The organism is Streptomyces hawaiiensis, from assembly GCF_004803895.1.
In the GTDB taxonomy this organism is placed as follows: Bacteria; Actinomycetota; Actinomycetes; order Streptomycetales; family Streptomycetaceae; genus Streptomyces; species Streptomyces hawaiiensis.
On the sequence record NZ_CP021978.1, the window covers coordinates 31,722 to 50,467 of the forward strand.

14 protein-coding genes and 3 pseudogenes are annotated in these 18,746 nt (G+C 69.8%); 6 read left to right on the top strand and 11 right to left on the bottom strand.

The window, feature by feature from the left end:
* Positions 1-34: 34 nt before the first annotated feature.
* Entirely contained in the window at positions 35-658 is a 624-nt protein-coding gene (locus CEB94_RS00170; RefSeq protein WP_175430229.1) for a TetR/AcrR family transcriptional regulator, read from the bottom strand.
* Positions 659-1,076: 418 nt separating this feature from the next.
* Between CEB94_RS00170 and CEB94_RS00175 the strand changes: the two genes are divergently transcribed.
* Positions 1,077-2,093, top strand: a complete 1,017-nt coding sequence (locus tag CEB94_RS00175) for an NAD(P)/FAD-dependent oxidoreductase (protein ID WP_175436816.1) — start codon at positions 1,077-1,079, stop codon at positions 2,091-2,093.
* A gap of 94 nt (positions 2,094-2,187) precedes the next feature.
* Positions 2,188-3,819 carry an MFS transporter gene (locus CEB94_RS00180; protein ID WP_175430230.1) on the top strand — a complete coding sequence of 544 codons (1,632 nt, stop codon included), beginning with the start codon at positions 2,188-2,190 and terminating at the stop codon, positions 3,817-3,819.
* 494 nt (positions 3,820-4,313) lie between these two features.
* Here CEB94_RS00180 and CEB94_RS00185 read toward each other — a convergent pair whose 3' ends face one another.
* The 4 genes from CEB94_RS00185 to CEB94_RS00200 form a co-directional block, all read right to left on the bottom strand.
* Positions 4,314-4,736, bottom strand: coding sequence for a hypothetical protein (locus tag CEB94_RS00185; RefSeq protein WP_175430231.1), 423 nt, complete (start codon positions 4,734-4,736; stop codon positions 4,314-4,316).
* The gene (locus CEB94_RS00190; protein ID WP_175430232.1) at positions 4,733-6,835 is read right to left on the bottom strand and encodes an integrase; all 2,103 of its coding nucleotides are present in this window, start codon (positions 6,833-6,835) and stop codon (positions 4,733-4,735) included. Before CEB94_RS00190 ends, CEB94_RS00185 begins: the two co-directional genes overlap by 4 nt.
* Entirely contained in the window at positions 6,832-7,377 is a 546-nt protein-coding gene (locus CEB94_RS00195; protein ID WP_175430233.1) for a hypothetical protein, read from the bottom strand. The genes CEB94_RS00190 and CEB94_RS00195 overlap by 4 nt, the downstream gene beginning before the upstream one ends.
* A 1,135-nt stretch (positions 7,378-8,512) precedes the next feature.
* Positions 8,513-9,919 (bottom strand): site-specific integrase, encoded by a 1,407-nt coding sequence (locus tag CEB94_RS00200; RefSeq protein ID WP_175430234.1) that lies wholly within the window; start codon positions 9,917-9,919, stop codon positions 8,513-8,515.
* Positions 9,920-10,009: 90 nt separating this feature from the next.
* On the opposite strand from CEB94_RS00200, the gene CEB94_RS00205 reads away from it, so the two are divergent.
* Together CEB94_RS00205 and CEB94_RS00210 are read left to right on the top strand one after the other, a co-directional pair.
* Positions 10,010-10,384 carry an ATP-dependent DNA ligase gene (locus CEB94_RS00205; RefSeq protein ID WP_175430235.1) on the top strand — a complete coding sequence of 125 codons (375 nt, stop codon included), beginning with the start codon at positions 10,010-10,012 and terminating at the stop codon, positions 10,382-10,384.
* 109 nt (positions 10,385-10,493) lie between these two features.
* A complete protein-coding gene (locus tag CEB94_RS00210) occupies positions 10,494-10,736 on the top strand; it encodes a hypothetical protein (RefSeq protein WP_246111633.1) in 243 nt (80 codons plus the stop codon).
* Positions 10,737-10,942: 206 nt separating this feature from the next.
* Here the strand turns inward: CEB94_RS00210 and CEB94_RS00215 are convergent, their stop codons facing one another.
* The gene (locus tag CEB94_RS00215) at positions 10,943-12,469 is read right to left on the bottom strand and encodes a family 43 glycosylhydrolase (protein WP_425472530.1); all 1,527 of its coding nucleotides are present in this window, start codon (positions 12,467-12,469) and stop codon (positions 10,943-10,945) included.
* 269 nt (positions 12,470-12,738) lie between these two features.
* On the opposite strand from CEB94_RS00215, the pseudogene CEB94_RS42060 reads away from it, so the two are divergent.
* A pseudogene (locus tag CEB94_RS42060) lies at positions 12,739-12,906 on the top strand (IS256 family transposase); the annotation flags it as partial.
* A gap of 12 nt (positions 12,907-12,918) precedes the next feature.
* On the opposite strand, the gene CEB94_RS00220 reads toward CEB94_RS42060, so the two are convergent.
* Positions 12,919-13,917: an IS630 family transposase gene (locus CEB94_RS00220; protein WP_246111634.1), complete on the bottom strand. Its 999-nt coding sequence runs from the start codon at positions 13,915-13,917 to the stop codon at positions 12,919-12,921.
* Positions 13,918-13,949: 32 nt separating this feature from the next.
* Positions 13,950-14,301 (bottom strand): annotated as a pseudogene (locus CEB94_RS00225) (transposase); the annotation flags it as partial.
* Between the two features lie 203 nt (positions 14,302-14,504).
* Between CEB94_RS00225 and CEB94_RS00230 the strand changes: the two are divergent.
* Positions 14,505-15,379 (top strand): IS5 family transposase gene (locus CEB94_RS00230; RefSeq protein WP_425472410.1). Its coding sequence is split into 2 segments (ribosomal slippage): positions 14,505-14,853 and positions 14,853-15,379, totalling 876 coding nucleotides; the frame shifts between segments, so codons are not numbered across the junction.
* 47 nt (positions 15,380-15,426) lie between these two features.
* On the opposite strand, the pseudogene CEB94_RS00235 reads toward CEB94_RS00230, so the two are convergent.
* From CEB94_RS00235 to CEB94_RS00245, 3 genes and pseudogenes are all read right to left on the bottom strand, one after another.
* Positions 15,427-16,218 (bottom strand): annotated as a pseudogene (locus CEB94_RS00235) (aminoglycoside adenylyltransferase family protein).
* Positions 16,219-16,839: 621 nt separating this feature from the next.
* Positions 16,840-17,361, bottom strand: coding sequence for a pyridoxamine 5'-phosphate oxidase family protein (locus CEB94_RS00240; protein ID WP_037700075.1), 522 nt, complete (start codon positions 17,359-17,361; stop codon positions 16,840-16,842).
* A 686-nt stretch (positions 17,362-18,047) separates the two neighbouring features.
* Positions 18,048-18,740: a TetR/AcrR family transcriptional regulator gene (locus CEB94_RS00245; protein WP_175430237.1), complete on the bottom strand. Its 693-nt coding sequence runs from the start codon at positions 18,738-18,740 to the stop codon at positions 18,048-18,050.
* Positions 18,741-18,746 lie beyond the last annotated feature (6 nt).

The window sequence follows — 18,746 nt, forward strand, 5'->3', positions numbered from 1 at the left end:
GTATTCCTGTGCAACGAGGCTGGCCGTGCCCTTGTCAGTGGTGGCGCGGGCGAGGCAGCAAGGCGAACGCGCTCTCCGCGATCGAGGTCAGGCGGGCGGGACTGTGGCCGTATGCGCCTACGACATCGGTCCCGCGGATGATGGTCAGCAGAAGGTAGGCAAGGTCGTCTGGATTCGCGTCGGGGTCAATGTCGCCGTTGCGCTGCGCCGCTCGCACGCAGTCGGCCACCGCTGTCGCGAGCACGGAGAAGCAGTCGTTGGCCAGGCGTTTCACCTCGGGGTCGGAGGCGCCGATCTCCAGGGCCATCTTGGCGGCGAAGCAGGCCGCCGCCGCCCGGTCAGGGGCGGGGGGTACGTCGGCGGCGAGTGGCACCCCGTGGACGGCGCGGAGCAAGTAGGCGTGCAGTCGTTCCAGGGCGCCCTCGTCCGGTCCGGCGAGCGCTTTCGGCGCGAACTGCCCCAGCCGGGCGAAGTAGCCGGCCATCGCCTGCAGCAGCACGCCGTGCTTGCCGTCGAACGCGGCATAGAGGCTGCCGCGGCCCAGGCCGGTGGCGGCGCTGATGTCGTCGACGCTCGTGCCGTTGTAGCCCGAGGTGCGGAACTGCCGCTCGGCGGCATGGAGGACGTGGTCGGGGTCGAAGCTTCGTGGTCTCGCCATACACCGAAGGTAAAGCCGCCCCGCCCTTGTTGACAACTCAGTACAGAACCGCCTAGGTTTCTGACTGTTCAGTACACAACCGTCCTGGGCTCACCGGGCAGGGTGCGTGCACGCCTGGCGCGATGGAGAGCAACTCATGCCTTTGCACTCCTCCGCGCCGCCCGGCATTGCGATGCCTTCCAGGCCGACAAGGCCCGGTCTGATCCTCGCGGTCCTGGCGACGGCGAGTTTCATCGCCGGACTGGATCCGTACATCACGAACGTCGGGCTGTCCTCGGCGCGGGGCACTTCCTGCACCTCGAACAGCCCAAGACGGTCGCCGACCACATCCTGGGCTTCCTGAACAGCTGCCCCCCTCCAACCACCCAGAACTCGAAGGGTTGACCGAACCATGACTGACAAGGAAAGGCAGGAGGCCATGGCTGTGACGACTCCTCCGTACGCGAGCGATGCACTGGCCGAGGGGACCGTCGACGCGGTGGTGATCGGCGGGGGCGCCGCGGGGCTGAACGGTGCACTGATCCTCGCCCGCTCCCGCCGCTCGGTCGTCGTGATCGACAGCGGCTCCCCGCGCAACGCGCCCGCGGAGGCCGTGCACGGCCTCATCGCCCTGGACGGCACCCCGCCGTCCGAGATCCTTCGACGGGGCCGGGAGCAGGTGCGCCAGTACGGCGGACGCGTCGTGTTCGGCGAGGCGGTCTCGGCCGAGTCCGCCGCCCCGTCGGCGGACGGGGACCTTCGGTTCACCGTCACCCTGGCCGACGGCCGCCGCATCACCGCCCGCCGCATCCTGGTGGCCACCGGCCTCACGGATGTGCTGCCACAGGTGCCCGGGCTCGCCGAGCACTGGGGGCACAGTGTGGTGCACTGCCCGTACTGCCACGGCTGGGAGGTGCGCGATGAGCCCATCGGCATCCCCGCCACCGGCGCGGCCTCCATCGGCCACGCGTTGTTGTTCCGTCAGCTGACCGAGGACCTGACCTACTTCACCCACGGCACTGACCTGGACGAGGACAGCCGCGCCCGCTTCGCCGCCCGCGGCATCCGCGTCATCGACACCCCGGTCACCGAGGTCGTCAACGACGAGGACGGTGCCCTCGCCGGGGTGCGCCTGGCCGACGGGCAGGTCGTGGCCCGCCGCGTCGTCGCGGTCGCCGCGCCTATGCAGGCCCGCACCCAGGGTCTGGAAGGTCTGGGCCTGCCGGTGCGGGACCTGCCGACGGGCCGCGGTTTCGCCTCCGGCACGGCCGGCACCACCGAGGTGCCAGGTGTGTGGGTGGCCGGCAACGCCACCGATCTGGTCGCCCAGGTCGGGGCCTCCGCAGCGGCCGGCGCACTGGCCGGCGCCGACATCAACAGGATGCTGGCCATCGCGGACACCGACGCGGCCCTCCAGGGGATCGCCGGGGGAAGCCCACAAGGGGCCACAGGATGATCTTGAAGCCCGTAGATCTCAGCCCGTCGCCCGCTCGCTTCACGGGCAATTAAGTGATTCCGCTCGTCCGCCCCGTCCCTCTCAGGAGCTACTGATGCCCTTCCTTGCGAACACCCCCCTGGAGAAGATGACCGGGCCGTACGCGCGGCGCTGGTGGGCGCTGCTCGTGCTGTGCCTGAGCCTGCTGATCACGGTGATGGCGAACACGTCGCTGATCGTCGCCGCCCCCGACATGACCACCGACCTGGGCCTGAGCAGCAGTGATCTGCAGTGGGTCGTCGACTCCTACACCGTTCCGTACGCGGCGCTGATGCTGGTGCTGGGCGCGATCGGCGACAAGTACAGCCGGCGCGGCGCGCTGGTGCTGGGTCTGCTGATCTTCGCCGGCGGTTCGGTGATGGGGAGCATGGTCGACGAGACCTCGCTGGTCATCGTGGCCCGCGCGATCATGGGTGTGGGTGCCGCGGTCGTGATGCCGGCCACGCTGTCCCTGGTGGTCGCGACCTTCCCCCGGAGCGAGCGGGCCAAGGCCATCACCGCCTGGGCCGCGACCTCCGGGGTGGCGGTAGCCGTCGGCCCGCTGGTCTCCGGCTGGCTGCTTGAGGACCACGCCTGGGGCTCGACCTTCCTGATCAACGTGCCGATCGCCGTCCTCGCCGTGTTCGGCGCGCTCGCCCTGGTACCGCCGTCCAAGGCGGAGGGCATGGGCCGGATCGACTACGTCGGTGGTCTGCTGTCGATCGTCACCGTCGGCTCCCTGATCTACGCCGCCATCGAGGGCCCACACTCCGGCTGGGGCGCCGGCCCCGTCACCGCCGCCGTGGTCGCCGGTGTCGGTCTGGTCAACTTCGTCGCCTGGGAGCTGCGGCACCCGCACCCGATGCTGGACGTCCGAAAGTTCGCGCTGCGGCCCTTCAGCGGCTCGATGCTCGCGGTGATGTTCTTCTTCTTCGGCATGTTCGCCGTGATCTACTACGCGACGCAGTTCCTGCAGTTCGTCCTCGGCTACGGCGCCCTGGACACGGGTGTACGGCTGCTGCCGCTGGGCGGTGCGGTGTTCCTCGGGTCCGCGGTGACCGGGGTGCTCGCCCCGAAGCTGGGGGTGAGGGTGATGGCCGTGACCGGCATGGCCGTCGGCACGGCGGGCATGTTCCTGCTCACCCAGATCGACAAGGGGTCGACGTACGGGGACTTCCTGACTCCGCTGATGATGCTGGGCCTCGCGCTCGGACTGGCCATCTCCCCGGCGACCGACACGATCATGGGCTCCTTCCCCGAGTCCGAGCTGGGCGTCGGCGGCGGTGTCAACGACACCGCGCTGGAGCTGGGCGGGGCGCTGGGCATCGCGGTGCTGGGCTCACTGCTGGGCACGGCCTACCGGGACGAGCTGACCGACCTGGTGGGCAACCGGCTCCCGGCGGAGGCGATGGAGACCGCCAAGGACTCGGTCGGCGCCGGCCTGGCCGTCGCGGAGCGGGTCGCGCAGGATCCCTCCGCCGGACCCCAGCAGGCCCAGGCCGCCGTGGACGCCGTCCACCAGGCCTTCGCCCACGGAGTCGCCCAGACCAGCCTCATCGGCGGGATTATCATGGCCGCCGGAACACTGATCGTCCTCGCGGTCCTGCCGGGCCGGCGCGGGTTCGCGAAGCAGAGCGCCGAGCCGGGGGCCGGGACGACGGCGAGCGAGGCGGCGACTGTGCGGGAGCACACCGGGGCCACCCGCTAGATCGCCGGCGGGGCGTCCACTGGATCGCCGGGGACGCGTCCGCCGGGCACCGCCTCCGCCGGATCGCCCGCCAGGCGCGCCGGGCAGGGCCCTGCGGCGCGGGACGCGCAGGGCGCGGGCGTGGTCCAGCGGTCCACGGTCCACGGCCACACGGATCCTCTGCCGGAACACCTCACCGTCCTTGGCCTCCGGGCCGCCCCGGGGCTCTCCTCCGGGGCGGCCCGGAGGCCGAGGGCCGTGAGGTGACAGCGGCGGTCGCTGCAGACGCCGCCCTGCGCCGACAGGCGACCGCCGCTACGCCGCACTCCGCTATGCCGCACCCGCCGCTGCTCGCACCCACGCGGCGGCGTCGTGCCACCGTCCTGTAGCCCTGCTCGCGCCCCCGCTCTCTGAATCTCGCGCCCCCACGGCGCCGCTCGCGCCGGCGCCCCTCGGCCGCCGTCACCCTCAGCTGCCCAAGTCAGTACTTCGGTCGGCTGGTCTGTGCGGGTTGTTCAGGTCCCCGCATGAGATGGACATGGGTTGGGGAGCGCGAGAACGTGGGCACGCGGGGCGCTTGCCTCGCTGCGCAGGAGGTGGTTCTCCGTGGTGAGTTGGTTAAGGGCGTGGACGAGGTGTTCGACATCGGTGCGTAGCTGGGCGATCTCCTCGGCGTCGCGTGCCCGTAGTTCCTTGAGTCTGGTGATCTGCTGGGGTAGTCGCCGCTCGCTGTCGGGCAGCTGGCCCCGGGCGCGTACCGCCTCGTAGAAGTGGTTTTTCAAATCCAGGTGACGTTGGGTGAGTGCGTTGCGGGGGACGCCGGCCTCTGCGGCGAGGGCGACTATGGTCAGGGCTCCGGTGGAGCATTGCGGAGTGCCAGCCAGGATGCGGTCCGTGGCCGCGCGGATGCGCTCGCGTTCGTCCGGGGCGGGGGTCACGGTGCTGGCTCCTCAGGGGTGAGGCGGGTGTGGTGGTGTCCGGCAGCCAGGTCCCGCAGGCGGGCGGCGCGGGTGGTCAGGCGCTGGGCCAGAGGCGGCGGGGTGAGCGGGCTGGCTGCCTGCTGCTCAATTCTGTCGGCTTCGGCGGTGAGCTGGGCGGCGTGGTCGTCGGTGCGGGCGATGTTGGCGCAGCCGGGTTGGCAGCGTTCCAGGGTGGGGGCTTCGGGCCGCGGGCCGAGGCGGCTGCACAGGGCCTTGTCGCGATCGTAGATGCACATCAGGTAGCTGTGCGGGTTCTCGTGGACGGCCAGTTGCGGGTTGGCCAGGACGTCGCGGGCCTGGCGGGCGGTGTGCAGGGTGCCGGCGAAGGCGGGAGCTTGGGTGGCGGCGTGCAGGGCGCGGCGGGCGGCAGGTCCGGAGATCCCGCCGCCGTCTTCCAGGTCCTCGTGAAGGCGGGTGAGGGTCTCGGCGGTGGTGCGGGCGGTTTCGATGTCGAGGAGGTCGTGGATGCCGCCGCGGCTGCGGGAGGCGTAGCCGGCGCTGACGGCTGTGCGCAGGTGGCCGTATTGCAGGGCGAGGGCGACCAGTCCGCCGGGGCGGGGGGCGATGTGCCAGGCCAGGGTGCGGCGGAAGCGGGCGGTGCCGATCGGGCCGTGCGGATCCTCGGGGATGCGTTCAGCGTCTCGGCCGAGGTTGTCAGCGAGCGTGTTGGCCCAGAGGCGGAAAGCGCCGATGCGGTCGCGCATTGCCTCGGGGGTGAGCGCGCCGTTGCGGCGGTGCCGGTCGTACCAGCCATGTTCGGTGAGGTCGAACAGGAGCGGGCTGGTGCCGGTCATGCGTTCCAGCAGGCGTACAGCCGAGACCACCGGGCCGACCGCGACCCAGGGGGTCTCGCGCTGCCGTCCGCTGCTGAGGTGGGTGCCCTCGGGTGTGGTGGCGGTCTTGTATGTGTGGGCGTGCAGCAGGGGCGGGCCCGTGTCGGGCGTGTGGCAGGTGCCGCGGCGCAGGGCGAGAGTTTCGCCGGGTCGCATGCCCGTGAGGTAATTGATGACGATGAAGGCGGCGGTGCCCAGGTGCTGGCGCAGGGTGGGAACGTTGTAGAAGTCGATCGCTTCGGCCCAGGGCTGCCCGTCGACGGTGCCGGTCAGGGCCGTGTCGAGGGGGCAGGGGCCCGGGTTGGCCTCCAGGTAGGGACGCCAGCGCGCCCGCTCCGTATACATCACCTTCTGCACCTGGTGTGGGACGGCACCCGTGCGAGCCGCGATGTAGGTCTGGGCGAGGGTTGGACGGCCGTGCCGGAGGGTGGTCGGCAGCGGGCGCTGGTCGGCCACGAGGCCGGACAGGTAGGTGCGCACCGCGCTTCGGGCGGCGGGGGTGGCGCGAGACTGCGCGACCCGGTCGGTCATGGTCTGCCGGATGTGGTGGGCGGTGAGGATGTCATCGGAGAAGTCTTCGACCATGCGCAGTGCCCAGATCAGCAACGGGCCCATGGTGGCCGGTGCCAGCGGCTCGGTGGCGTTCTCCCCGTGGGCAGGAACGGGCGGGAGGAAGTCCGCCGGTGCGCGGCTGAAGGGCGGTTCTGCGATGCCGGCAAACTGCGGCGCACACAGGGCATCCAGGGCCCACAGCCGGGTCAGCGCCGTCAGCTCGTGCTGAGCCTCGACCCTGCCGCGCGGCCTGGCGGGCCGGTTGATGAAGTCGGTGAAGACCTGCGCGGTACAGGCAGTCAGGCTCTGGGCGCCGTGCTCGTAAAGCCACCGAGCCAGGCATCGCCAGTACAGATGCGTCTGGTAGACGCCGACGCTGCTGACCCGGATGCGCCAGGCGGAGCCACGCTCGGCGACGAAACGCTCAGGCAGTGGCCGGTTGATCAACAGCCAGACCAGCAGCCGGAACTGCTCCCGCAGCGACTCGGGGTAGGAGTTCCAGAACACCCGTTTGGGTTGGGCGGCGGGGTCTCCCTCCAGCGCAGCCAACGGCCAGACGGCGTCACCGTAGCGGGGCAACGGTGCGTGGTCAGCGACCACGCGATCGGTCAGGAAGGCGGGCCCATTGGGATCCGGCAGCCCGTCGGGGGCGGGGACGAGCGGGTGGGTCACGGGTCCAGGTGGCCTTTCATCAACGCCTCGACAAGGGTGCGCTCTTCGGCGGTGACCGTGGCCTGGGCACGCTGCCAAGCGGTCTCGCCCAAGCGGCGCCGCAGATCTTCCAGTCGCAGGTAGGGGTCGCGCCACTCGGCCTCCCACACCGCGTCGGGCAGCACCGGACGCAGACTTGCGATGGCCCGGTGCAGATGAGCCAGGCGCGGGTGATGGCCGGGATGGACGCGAGCGTTCGGGCAGGCGGTACACAGCAGGAACGATGCCTGGCAGCTTTCCGTGCCGGGGGTGAGCGGGCTGTGGGCGAAGTCCACGCAGTCTGCCACCGCGGTGGGTAGGTCCTCTACCCGGAGCTGGACGCTGAGGTGGGCGCGCAGCACGGTGGCGCGGGCCGCTTCCAGGGCGTCGGTGGCGCCGGCTGCGATGACGGGGGCTGCGGCCTGCCGCGCCTGTGGCTCGCGCAGCACGTACACCGCATCGTGCACGCCCTGGCTGTTTTGTCCCGGCTCCCGCCGGTGCAGCACGTTCACGGTGCGGCGCATCCGTCGCAGTGGCGAGCCGCCGAGTCCATGCGCTCGGCCCCATGACTCCACCTGATTGCCCGACAGTCCCAGGGCGAAGGGGCCAGTGCGCAGAGGGCGCCACACCCCCCTCCTCTACCAGCCGGCGGGCCGGGGCAGTGGCCTCCAGCACCACCGTGAGCAGTCGCCCCGGTGAGTCGGCGCCCCAGTCGGTCAGGTTCCGCGTCTCCGTGTTGCGTGCGCCGCGCCGCATCTTGTGCAACTCAATGCGGTAGACGGCCCCCACCCCGGCCTGCTCGAGCGCGGAGACGATCTGGGGCACGCGCAGCTCCGAGACCGTGGAGGCGTTCCAGCCGAACTCGGCCACCAGCAGCACAGCTACCGCCGCGACCTCCTCTCGGCCCAGAAAAAGCCGCTTCCACGTCGCCTCCGCCGTCTCGGCCGCCCAGCGCCCTCGCATAGGCTCCAGACACGCGCCCCGGGCGGCTGGAAGGCCCTGGCGGGCAGAACCCGGTACGCGCCAGCGCCTCCAACGCCTCTCCCACCTGGCACTGCGCCCACCCGTCCGGGTGCGCGCCGCCGCGCCAGCCCTCCAGCAGCTGCAGATTGTGTGTGATGCGCAGATGGGCGGCACGGACCATGCGCCGGGCCGTGTGACGGATCTGCTCGAACTCGGCCGGGGAGAAGGCTTCTTCCTTGGCCGGCAGGCGCCCCATCCGCTGCCTTATCGCCTCCCGCGCCGATGCGGGAATCTCCGGGTCACGACGCAGGAAGGCCGCGAGGGCCGCCAGCTCGTTGAGTCCCGTCGCGGTGTGCGGGCGGCTGAGCCGGTAGGCATTCCAGACCACTGGCGTCAGGCCTTCCGAGCTGGTGGGCGGAGATCCACGCTCGGCCAGGAACCCGGCGACGCGGGCCAGGATCGTCCAGCTCGTGGTGCTGGAGTGGGCCGAGTTCCACCCACCGCCGGGGGCGCACCGGGAGGCGAATACCCGCGCCCACGAACGCGCCAGCTCCGGCGCGACGGGCAGCTGGCCGAAGTCGTAGCTCCGGGTCCGGCCCGCGGCATCGCGATGCTCGACCACCATTCCCTGCGTGTCCAGCACGGTCGGCCGGCGGTGTCCTTGTTCCGGAAGCGCGGCGCGCCTCCCACGCCCGCTCACCCGAGCCCCAGGGCCGAATCGAGGTCCTGTACGCCCTCGCTTTCCTGGGCGATCCGTGCAAGGAGCGAGCTCACCCATTGCGCAGACGGCGCTGCCGCCCCCTCGGCCAGGGGTGCCGGCTCGGCCAGCAGCGAGCGCAGCCGCAGGTCCGCCACCGGGGCCAGGTAGAAGTCACGGGTCGTCTCGACCTGCGCATGACCCAGCAGATCCTGCACCATCCGCCACACATCCCCGTACAGCAGCTGGAAGTCCCGCCGCTCCTGGACGCTCAGCCCCATCCGACGGTCCATCACGTGATGCAGCACCACCAGCATGTGCAGTGCGAAGGAATGGCGACACATGTGCGGGGTACAGAACGGCGGCTCGGCCACCCGCCCCGCCAGCACCTGCTCGCACCGCTGCGAAGCGGTGCGGAACACGTTCTCCCACGAGGCCGGTCGCAGCGGCAGCCCCTCCTCGGTCAGCCACAGCCACAGCGGCTCCAGCCCCTGCGGCCCCTCGCGATAGAAGCTCATCCGCTCAGCCACCCCCGCGTCCGCCAACGCGGTCCGCCCCACACGGCCCTGAGTATCGCGCCAGTGCAACACCTTCTGCCGCATCCCGGTCACGGCCCGCACCACCCGGTACGCTGCCAGGTCCTCATAGCGCCCCCGCCGTTGCGCCCGCCGTACCGCCGCCGCACGCGAGGACTCCACATACCCCGCGACCGCGGAGACCACCGCAGCCGCCACATAGAAGGTCCGGGCTCGCTTCGACTTGGTCACCGCCCGCCCCAGCCGCCCCAGAACAAACCGGCCCGCCCCCAACGTGGGCTGCGGCATCTCGAAGGTCAACAGCGAGGCCCCCTCCGTCAGCCGCACCCCAGAAGAGAACAACAGCTCGGCGAACGCCGTATTACGTGCCTCCAACCGCCCCGTCCACCCCTGCCCCGGAACGCCGTCCACGGTGTGTCTGCGCAGCCCCACCTCCAGCCACAACCGGAAGGCACGCGGGGTCAACCAGTGCACGTTGCTACTCCGCGTCTGTGGCGCCCGTGCCTCCGGAACCCTTACTGGTGCTCCATAGCGGCCCGGCACCTCCCGCATCGCCACAGGTGAGCGGGCCACCACCCCGGTGCTCACGCCCCACGCGTACAGCCGACTCAAGGCGGCCAGGCCGCGATTCCATCGCGCTCCTCCCACCCGCACGGGGTTGCGCGGTGAGCGCGTCCGCCAGTCTTCGTAATCCCACAAGTCCTCGATATCGGCCTCGTGCCACCACCTGCCGCGCTGCCACAGGAAGTCGAAGAAGAGCCGGTAATCGTCCGTGTAGTTCCGCTTCGATTCCCCACCCAAACGAGCGAACGACGAGCGGCATAGATAGCGGCTCAGCTGCGGATCTATCCGGTAGTCCGGCGACAGCATGACCGGGTCTCCAGGAGGGGCTGCCGCGCCGTACGACTCCAACACCTCACGTTGCAGCAGCCTCTGGACCCCCTGTGAGGGTTCTGTGCAATGCTCCGCCACCCAGAAAACACGCCAACCGACCACAACACCCATCCCTGCAGATCCGCTTCAACACGCAGATCCAACAGGGAACTGATCGCGTTCGATCTGCTGCGGCTGTCCGGGACGGACACGACCGGATGGCCGTACCGGCGCCGCAGGGCCGCGCTGGAGTCCGTGTTCGCCGCCCGTCGGCTGTCGGCGCCGTGGGCGCTGTGCCCGTCGACCATCGATGCCGATGCCGTGCGCGAGTGGCTGACGTGGGCGTCGGTCGGGATGGAGGGAGTGGTCTTCAAGCGGCTGGACGACGCCTACCGCCCGTCGGTGAGGGGTGGCAGAAATACAAAGTCCGCGAGACAAGCGAGGCGATCGTCGGCGCGGTAACCGGTTCTCTGGCCGTTCCTCGCACGGTGCTGCTCGCAGGTACGACGCTGAAGGACGCTTTCAGTACGTCGGCCGCACCACCACCCTCGCCCAGGCGGCGGGTGCGGCGGTGGCCGGCCTGCTCGCTGCAGGGCGGCGCGGTCATCCGTGGACAGGCTGGTCGTTCTCCGCCGGGTGGGGCAGCCGGGAGACGCTGAACGTCACGCTGGTGGAACCCGAGCTGGTGGTGGAAGTCGGCGTCGACGTCGCCCGCGACGCCTCCGGCCGGTGGCGACATCCCGCACGCTGGCACCGTGCCCGCCCCGACCTCTCCCCCGCCGATGTCCCCCGCCTGACGTCACCGCCGCACTGACGGCGGCCCGGCGCGGAGGCCCCGCCGACGCGCAACCGGCTGAGCGCGCCTCGATCCCCGGCTGCGTCCGCGCCGCCCATCCCGCCCTCCCTCATCCCCAACTCCAGCCAGGGCATGGACGAAGGGGGGGCGCAACGGGGATGCCAGCAGCCCAACCACTGAGTGCTTAGGCCGACGGCCCCGGTACCCCCGGGGCCGTCGGACGGTCAGGCGGTCGTGGGCACGAGCCGCCACTGCTGGCAGTTGTTGTTCAGCCAGGACCACTGACGTACGTCGACGCCGTTGCCGGTACCGCAGTTGGCGACGTCCGCGACCTTTCCGGTGGCGGCATTGACTATCCGGACGTAGTCGCCGCCGGTGTAGATCAGGCGGAACTTTTGGCAGTTGTTGTTCAGCCAGGACCACTGCCGGATGTCGGTGCCGTCGGCGGAAGAGCAGCCGGCGACGTCCGCGACCTTGCCAGTGGCCACGTTCACCAGGCGGCTGGAGTCGTCGGCCATGTCCTCGATGCGCCACTTCTGGTTGGCGCCGCCGATGCAGCTCCACTGGAAGATGTTGGTGCCGTCGGCGGTGTTGCCGCCCTCGACGTCGAGGCACTTGCCGCTGTTGCGGTTGACGATGGTGTACGCGGTCGGGGTGGTCACGGTCTCACCCGAGGGGCCGGCCAGCGTCACCCCCGTGGCGACCGGGTTGCCGAAATCGGGCGTCCCGTCGGCGTTCCACGTGAACTTCTGCGCGCGGGTGGTGCGGGCGTTGCCGCAGCCGCCGTTGGCCGCGCTGTTGGCGTGGTAGACGATCCAGTTCTCGGTGCCGTCGGGCGAGGTGAAGAACCCGTTGTGTCCCGGCCCGTACACCCCGTTGGCGTCGTTGCGCTGGAAGACCGGGGTCTGCTTCTTCGTCCAGGAGGCGGGGTTCAGCGGGTCGCTGCCGGTGAGCTCCAGCTGGCCCAGCTTGTAGTCGGCGGTCGAGCAGCTGCTGGCGGAGAAGGTGAGGAAGGTGCGGCCGTTGCGGTACAGCGGCTCTGGCCCCTCGTTGACCGGGCCACCGGAGGTCTCCCAGCTCAGGGTGGGGCTGGAGATGATCGTGAAGGGACCGCTGAGCGTGTACGGGTTGCTCATCGGGGCGATGACCAGGCTCTGCGTACTGCCGTTGATCTTGCCGCTGCCCAGCAGGTACAGCTTGTTGTCGTGCTTGAGGACACTGGCGTCGATCAGCCAGCCCTGGGCGGCGGCCGGGCCGGGGGTGAGGCTGTCGTCGGTGAGGATGTTCTTGTACGTGTACGTGCCCATCGGGTCGCTGCCGGAGCTCTCCAGCACGTGCGTGCGCTGGGTGTCACAGCAGGTGGCACCGGCCTGTGCGGCCGAGTAGTACAGGTACCACCTGCCGTCGAGGAAGTGGATCTCCGGTGCCCAGATGTTGGCGTTGCGGCCCGCGGTGCTGTCCGACCAGATCTCCACGCTCGGGGCGGTGCTCAGCCCCGCAAGGGTGGGCGACTTCCGCATGAGCAGCTTGTTGGTGAACGTCGTCGTCACCAGGTAGTAGTTGCCGTTGTAGTACTCCAGCCAGGGGTCAGCGCCCTTCTGCGTCTTGACCGGGTTGGTGAACGGCTTGCCGTCGGCCGCGGCGGTGGGCTGCGTGACGACGAGGGACAGGGACGTGACCAGGGACAGCAGGACTGCCCCGAGGATCGTCCACCGACGACTCGACCGTCGAGGGTGCAGGGTGTGGTGCACGGGTGGTCCTTCCAGCGGCGGCTCGTCCAAACGACTCACCTCAGCCATCATTCGATATTACGAACGTTGTGCGGAACTGCGGACGAAAGGTAGAGGTGGGTCAGGAACACCGTCAATAGATCGGACAAGACCGGCATGGAAGCGCTGCCTGCTACCGGGGGCGCGTCCGGTGACGTCCCCGCCCGGGTCGTCGGGCAAGGCGATGGGGAGTGTAAATCTAACGGTGGATCCGACGATCATGGGAGAGACGTCAAGTGACTTACGCCGCCGTGGAGTTGGAGACCGTGGAACCTGTCGAGAGTGCCCCGTTGGGGCAGCCTGCGCCCGTGTCCGACGAGCAACCGGTTGCGATGCTGGTGGAGCGGGCCCGGCCGGAAGGGCTGCAGCTGACCGGGCAGAACGGGCTGCTGCAGCAGCTGGCCAAGCGGGTCCTGGAGTTACTGAGGTTTTCAGGGTGGGGTCGGTGGTGCGAGGGTCAGGCCGGTGGCGGTGAGGCAGCCGTCGACCAGGTGGGGGCGGAGCTGGATCCTGCGTAACTCCCGGCGCAGGACACGGTCGAGGTCGTCGGGTGTGTCGAAGGCGGTGTTCGCCATGGCCCGGCATACCAGTGACCAGAGGGCCTCAACGGGGTTCAGGTCGGGTGCATACGGCGGGAGACGGATGGTGGTGAGCCAGTCGTGCTCGGCCTCGTACCGTTTCAGCCCGGACGCTAGGTGGGTGTTGAGATTGTCCCAGACCATCACGATCGGGCCGCCGAGCTGGATGTGTGCACGGACGAGCAGATCACGGTAGTCCTGCCAGGAGAAACTCTTGCGTGCGCCTTTGAGCATGAGGTGGTTGCGGGGCCGGTGGATGAGACGGCTTTCCACGCCCGGTTTGTAGCAGCACAGGGCGGCGACCGAGGTCCTACGGCGGGACCGGCCTCTCACTCGGATGACGGGGGTGTGCCCGCGCCGGCCCCAGGTGCGGGCGCGAGGCGGCGTCATCGAGAACCCGGCCCTCGTCCTCGAAGACGATCCAGGCCCCATGGGCCGCCGCGAGCCTTTTACCCTCGGCCACACCTCCTTCTTCCACAGTTCGACGGCGTGCTCATCACGTTCGAGTGCTCTGCGGGCGGGCGCCTGCCAGGACCAGCCGTGCCGTTTCAACAGCCGCCACACCGTCGCCACCGACAGGCTCAGCCTCAGACGACGGCGGATCACCGTCTGGACCCGGGCCAAAGTCCACCGCTCATCGTCGAAGCCGTGCGCCGACGGACCCTTGCCCAGTTCTGCCTCGAGCACGGCGAACTGGGCATCGGTGACCGTCGGGGAGTTGGCCGGGCCCGCAGAACGCAGGGCCTCCATGCCGCCCTCGCGCCAGGCACGGCGCCAGCGTTCCACCGACCGCACACTCACCCGCAGGTCCTTGGCGATCACCGCGGTCTTCTCGCCCGCCGCGAACCGCATGCCGGCCCGGAGCCGGATCTTCTCCCGAAACGCCGACAGTTCTCGGTTCGGCCGGCGGTTCCGGAGTACTGGCGCTGAACCCCGGCTGATCAGCACGCCGTCGGCCTCGCCGAGCTTGCTGGCGACGTATTCCTGCAGGTCGTCGCGGATGTCATCGGGCTCCCACTTCGATCCGGCGAGGAGGTGCTGCAGGCCGTCGGGCGTAGGGTGGCCGGCCTGTTCGGCCGGCTGCCAGCTGTTCTTGCGAGCGACTGGAGCGAGTAGCCCGCGTACGTAGTCACGCATACGTCGGCGGAGCTCGACCCGACTGAAGCGGTGCCCGATGGTCAGAAAGAGATCGTCCAGTTCGCGGTCCCACTGCGCGGCGGCAGACTCGGTGATCACCCTCGGAAACTGCCCCGCCGCTGTCACTACCTGCGGCGTTGTCGCACGATCGAGGGGCGGTCTCCGTGAGACCGCCCCCGCACGACCGAAGTCCCGCTACACTCCCGCCACCCGGCGAAAGACCAGGTGAGACAGCCGAAATCCTGCTGGAGTACTAGGCCGTGTGGCAAAAGTGGATCTTGGACTGTGAATGATCACGGTGCATGGGGCGGGGAGATCTCACGGACGAGCAGTGGGCGGTGTTGGAGCCGCTGTTGCCGAAGGGCGCGAAGGCCGGGCGGCCGCCGGTCTGGCCTCGGCGGCGGCTGATCGACGGCATGCGATTCCAGGTCCGGACCGGTGTGCCATGGCGGGACGTGCCCGTCGAGTACGGGCCGTGGGGCCGAGTCTACGACCTGTTCCGCCGGTGGCAGCGGAACGGCACCTGGCACCGGATCCTCACCCAGCTCCAGGTCCTGGCTGACGCGAAGGGGGCGATCACGTGGGACCTGAGCGTCGACTCCACGGTCTGTCGCGCCCATCAGCATGCAGCGGGGGCCCGCAAGCAGGGTGACCTGCAGAAGGAACCACCGGGCGGTGTGTTCACGAGCCCGGAGATCATGGGCTGGGACGCTCGCGCGGCGGGTTCACCACCAAACTGCACCTGGCCGTCGAGCAGGGCCAGAAGCCCATGGCGATCGTGATCACGGCCAGGCAGCGCGGGGACTCGCCGCAGTTCGAGCCCGTGCTGAAGAAGGTCCGCGTGCCCCGCATCGGACCGGGCCGGCCACGCGTCCGCCCCGATCGCGTGCGGGCCGACAAGGCGTACGCCTCCCGCAAAAACCGCGCCTACCTGCGCCGCCGCGGAATCCGCTGCACCATCCCGGACAAGGCCGACCAGGCACGCAACCGCCGGAAGCTCGGCTCCCGCGGCGGCCGGCCACCGCACTTCGACCCGGCCGACTACCGCCAGCGTCATACGGTCGAGTGCGGGATCAACCGACTCAAGAGACACCGCGCCGTCGCCACGCGATACGACAAGCTCGCCGTCCGCTACGAGGCGACCGTACTGATCGCGGCCATCAACGAGTGGCTGTGACCAGCGCAGTCGGAACACTCTCGGTGATCAGGACCTCAGGACGGTTCTTATGTCCGCTGGCTCCGGGTGCTCAACCGGTCGATCTCGGCGAGCACGTGGTCTACAGGCGGACGGACCTGTGCCTGCAAGGTCTCTCGCTCCAGCTTTCATCGGAGTAGCGGCAGTTGAGATAGAGCTGCCTGGCGTGCTCGAGAGCTGGGCGGTGTTCGGGAGGGAGCTGGGCGAGGGCCCAGTCTGCGGCAGCATCCTTCGGCCTGATCTGGCCGGTGGTGAGCGTGGTCCAGATGCGCGCGAAGGTCAGCAGGACGTTGCGGGTGTCGCCGTCCAGGTTGTCGAGCAGGTCGGGGATGCCCGCCACGCTTGCCCGGACCAGATCGGAGTGCGGGACGGGGTCGAGGATCTGTGTCGGCCGCGGGCCGGCGAGGGGGTAGTCACCGGTCTGCCATCGTGATCAGCAGGGCCAGATCGGGCAACGGCTCCGGCCGGGGGACCTTCCCGGCCTCGTACTCGGCGCGCAGCCACTCGCCGTACAGGAAGTCGCAGGTCGGAGGGTATCGCCATGGCTGGACCTCGGACTGGACGACCACGGTGAGCTCGACCGGGCGGGCCTTGTTCCGGGGGCCGGAGATCCCGAGCAGGCCACCGAGAAGCGCCCGTCGTTCCCGCTCGTCCATCGACCTCCGGGAGATGAGCAGTACGTCCACGTCGCTGGCTGGTCTGAGGCCTCCGAGCACGGAAGATCCATGAAGGTAGGCGCCGATGAGATCCCCGCTCAGCACACCACCGGCCAATCCCGCGATCTCCTGAAGCTGATTCACCGCGCCAGTGTCTCCCGTCATCCGGTCCGACTGCACGGCATTATGGGGCGGCTCACGATCCGCCATCACGCGAGTGTGTTGGTTGCAACCGCCAACGAGTGGCTGTGACCGGCACTTTCGCAACAGGCCCTAGTGGGCTTCTCACTACCGTCGGCACTCCTGTTTCTGTGCCGGTCATCCTTCCCTCGGATTGGCTGGCCTCGAGCCCGTGACACAAGGAGGCGGGAACGGCCTCGCGTACTTGTCGTGGTCGTAGCCCGGGTCGGCCAGCACCACGTCCGGGCGGTGTAGAGGCGGTAGTCCGACAGCAGACCGAGCGTGGTCTTCGGCTCGCTGATGTCCAGGCAGTGCGTGGAAATGGCGGAGCCACGATCCGATCGTCCAAGCCGGGGTCGCGGCGGCGGCCGCGCAAAACGAGGGCGAGGTGGCGGCGGGCTTCGGCGAGCAGGTGCCGTTCTCCGAGCTACGCATCGGCCCGGCTGTCACCGACCCGGTCGGGGCGGGGCAGCCTCGGGTCGCTGCTGTACCGGCGGGCGCTGGGCGAGGCCGTCGCCACGGCGCTGGCGGTACGCGACGGCGCGCCGTCGACCGACCCCGCACCCACGTACGCGCAGGTGCAGGCCCTCGTCGACGGGCCCGGCGTCACGTGCCGGTGAGCTTGTCGAGGTCGGGGGCGTAGACGGTCATCCAGTGCGGGTTCAGCCGGTAGTAGACGACCTCGCGGTTCCAGTCGAAGGCGTCGTCGTCGCCGTAGAAGTCCTTCAAGTAGGCGAGGAGTTCCTGCCAGTCGGCCGTGGTCTCGGCGTCCTCGGGGTTCAGCTCCTCCACCGTGCCGTGGGTGAACACGCCGAGGTCCTCGCCGCGCATGTGCGCGACGCTGGCGGCCGGACGGGCCGCGAGATGACGGGCCTTGGCGGCGTTGCGGGCCGTGCCGAAGTGCCACCGGCCGTGCAGGAAGTGCCCGTCGGCGCCGCTGATCCGAGGTTCGCCCTTTGCGGTCACTGTGGAGAGGGCGAGCGTGCACATGCCGGTAAGAACCCCGGTGAGCTGCGCCGCCGTGATGGTGCGGCCCTCGACGATCGAGCGGAGGTGTGCGGTCGAGCCGGAGAGAGAGGAGTCGAGGAGAGACTGGAGCTTGTCGAGTTCTTCTGGGGTTTCGCGCATACGTCCATCGTCGGCCGTAAACCCGACACCCTCTGTCGTCATTGATCAAGCAGCGGTGAGGTTGCTCCGCGCGGGTTACGCTCGGTGCTGCGTGGATGGCAACAGGTGGGGGACGAACGCCGGGAGATCGGCCGCCCAGTCACCCGCACGATGCCACGGGCGCAGGCGCCCGAGCAGATAACCGGCCGCGAGCGCGACGGCCGCCGACGCTCGGAGGGGGCTTGTTGGTGTACGGGGTGGCGGCTGGCTGGTGTGTTGCTGGTTCGCTGAGGGGCGAGACGGGCGGCTTCGGTGGGGAGGCCGAGGTGCGTGAGCTGGGGTTGTGGCGCGTGCTCGAAGCGTGGGGCTAACGGGTTCGTGTGGGGCGGTTGTGTGGCGACGACCCGGCCGACAGCTGCACCACCCGTCCGAGATCCCCGCCCGCATCCACACCAATGTCGCTGTCGCCTGGCAACGGCTCTCCACCGACGACTGGGCCACCTACGCTGCCGAAGTCAGCCGAGGCAGCCGACCTGCTCACGGCCGTGCCCGAATCCTCCTAACGGGGCCTGGTCGGTGGTTTCGTACGGGGGCGGACTCGCCTGTTGGATCCGAGCGCTCCGCCAGACCGGCCGACTCACGTGGGGGCCACCACTCTGCGTCAGACGCTTCTGCGGTCGGCCGGCAGTTGCCGCCGCGTCCTGGGTTCAGGATCCGGTGCGGTAGCGGGTGAGCATGAGGGCGACGGCTTCGTCCACGATCGTGGTGTCGGTGGGGTCGGGCGGGACGAAGTCGGTGCGTACGAGTTGGGGCCACAGGAGTTGGCCGCAGATCATGCCGAGGAACTGTTCGGCCACTGCGGAGGTCTGCTGTGTCTGTCCGTCGGCCGAACGGAAGTCGAGTGTGCCGGCCTGTGCTTCGGTGTCCAGGTAGTCGCGGAGCCGGTCGAAGAAGGGTCCGCGGTCGATGGCGAAGCCGGTGCCGACGATGTCGGCGAGTTCCGGCATCTGGGGAAGTTCGGTGATGATGAGGCGGCACAGTGCCGCCGTGCCGGGCCGCCCGATCAGGCAGGCGTAGTCGCGGCCGATGTGGTCCAGACCGTACCGGGGATCACCGGGCGGGGGTGGTGCGGCGTACTGCACGTCGAGCTGCCACTGTTCGGAGGTGACGGCGGCGAACAGCGCGGCCTTGGAGGGGTACCGCTTGAAGAGGGTGCCGGTGGAGACGCGGGCCTCTCGGGCGATCTGGGCCAGGGAGGTCTTGTCGTATCCCCGGGCGAGGAAGAGGTCGCGGGCGGCGCGGATGATGCGCGCGCGGTTCTCCGCTTTGATCTGCGCGTGATACCCGGCCTGGCACGTGTCGCCACCGGTTTCCGTTCGGTCACGGTCCGCCACCGACATGCCCAC

Excerpts from the sequence above, each read along its gene's own strand:
- CEB94_RS00170 (WP_175430229.1), bottom strand. The coding sequence starts at position 658 with ATGGCGAGACCACGAAGCTTCGACCCCGACCACGTCCTCCATGCCGCC.
- CEB94_RS00175 (WP_175436816.1), top strand. The coding sequence starts at position 1,077 with ATGGCTGTGACGACTCCTCCGTACGCGAGCGATGCACTGGCCGAGGGG.
- CEB94_RS00180 (WP_175430230.1), top strand. The coding sequence starts at position 2,188 with ATGCCCTTCCTTGCGAACACCCCCCTGGAGAAGATGACCGGGCCGTAC.
- CEB94_RS00195 (WP_175430233.1), bottom strand. The coding sequence starts at position 7,377 with ATGCGCCGCACCGTGAACGTGCTGCACCGGCGGGAGCCGGGACAAAAC.
- CEB94_RS00200 (WP_175430234.1), bottom strand. The coding sequence starts at position 9,919 with ATGCTGTCGCCGGACTACCGGATAGATCCGCAGCTGAGCCGCTATCTA.
- CEB94_RS00205 (WP_175430235.1), top strand. The coding sequence starts at position 10,010 with ATGCTCCGCCACCCAGAAAACACGCCAACCGACCACAACACCCATCCC.
- CEB94_RS00220 (WP_246111634.1), bottom strand. The coding sequence starts at position 13,917 with ATGCGGTTCGCGGCGGGCGAGAAGACCGCGGTGATCGCCAAGGACCTG.
- CEB94_RS00240 (WP_037700075.1), bottom strand. The coding sequence starts at position 17,361 with ATGCGCGAAACCCCAGAAGAACTCGACAAGCTCCAGTCTCTCCTCGAC.
- CEB94_RS00245 (WP_175430237.1), bottom strand. The coding sequence starts at position 18,740 with ATGTCGGTGGCGGACCGTGACCGAACGGAAACCGGTGGCGACACGTGC.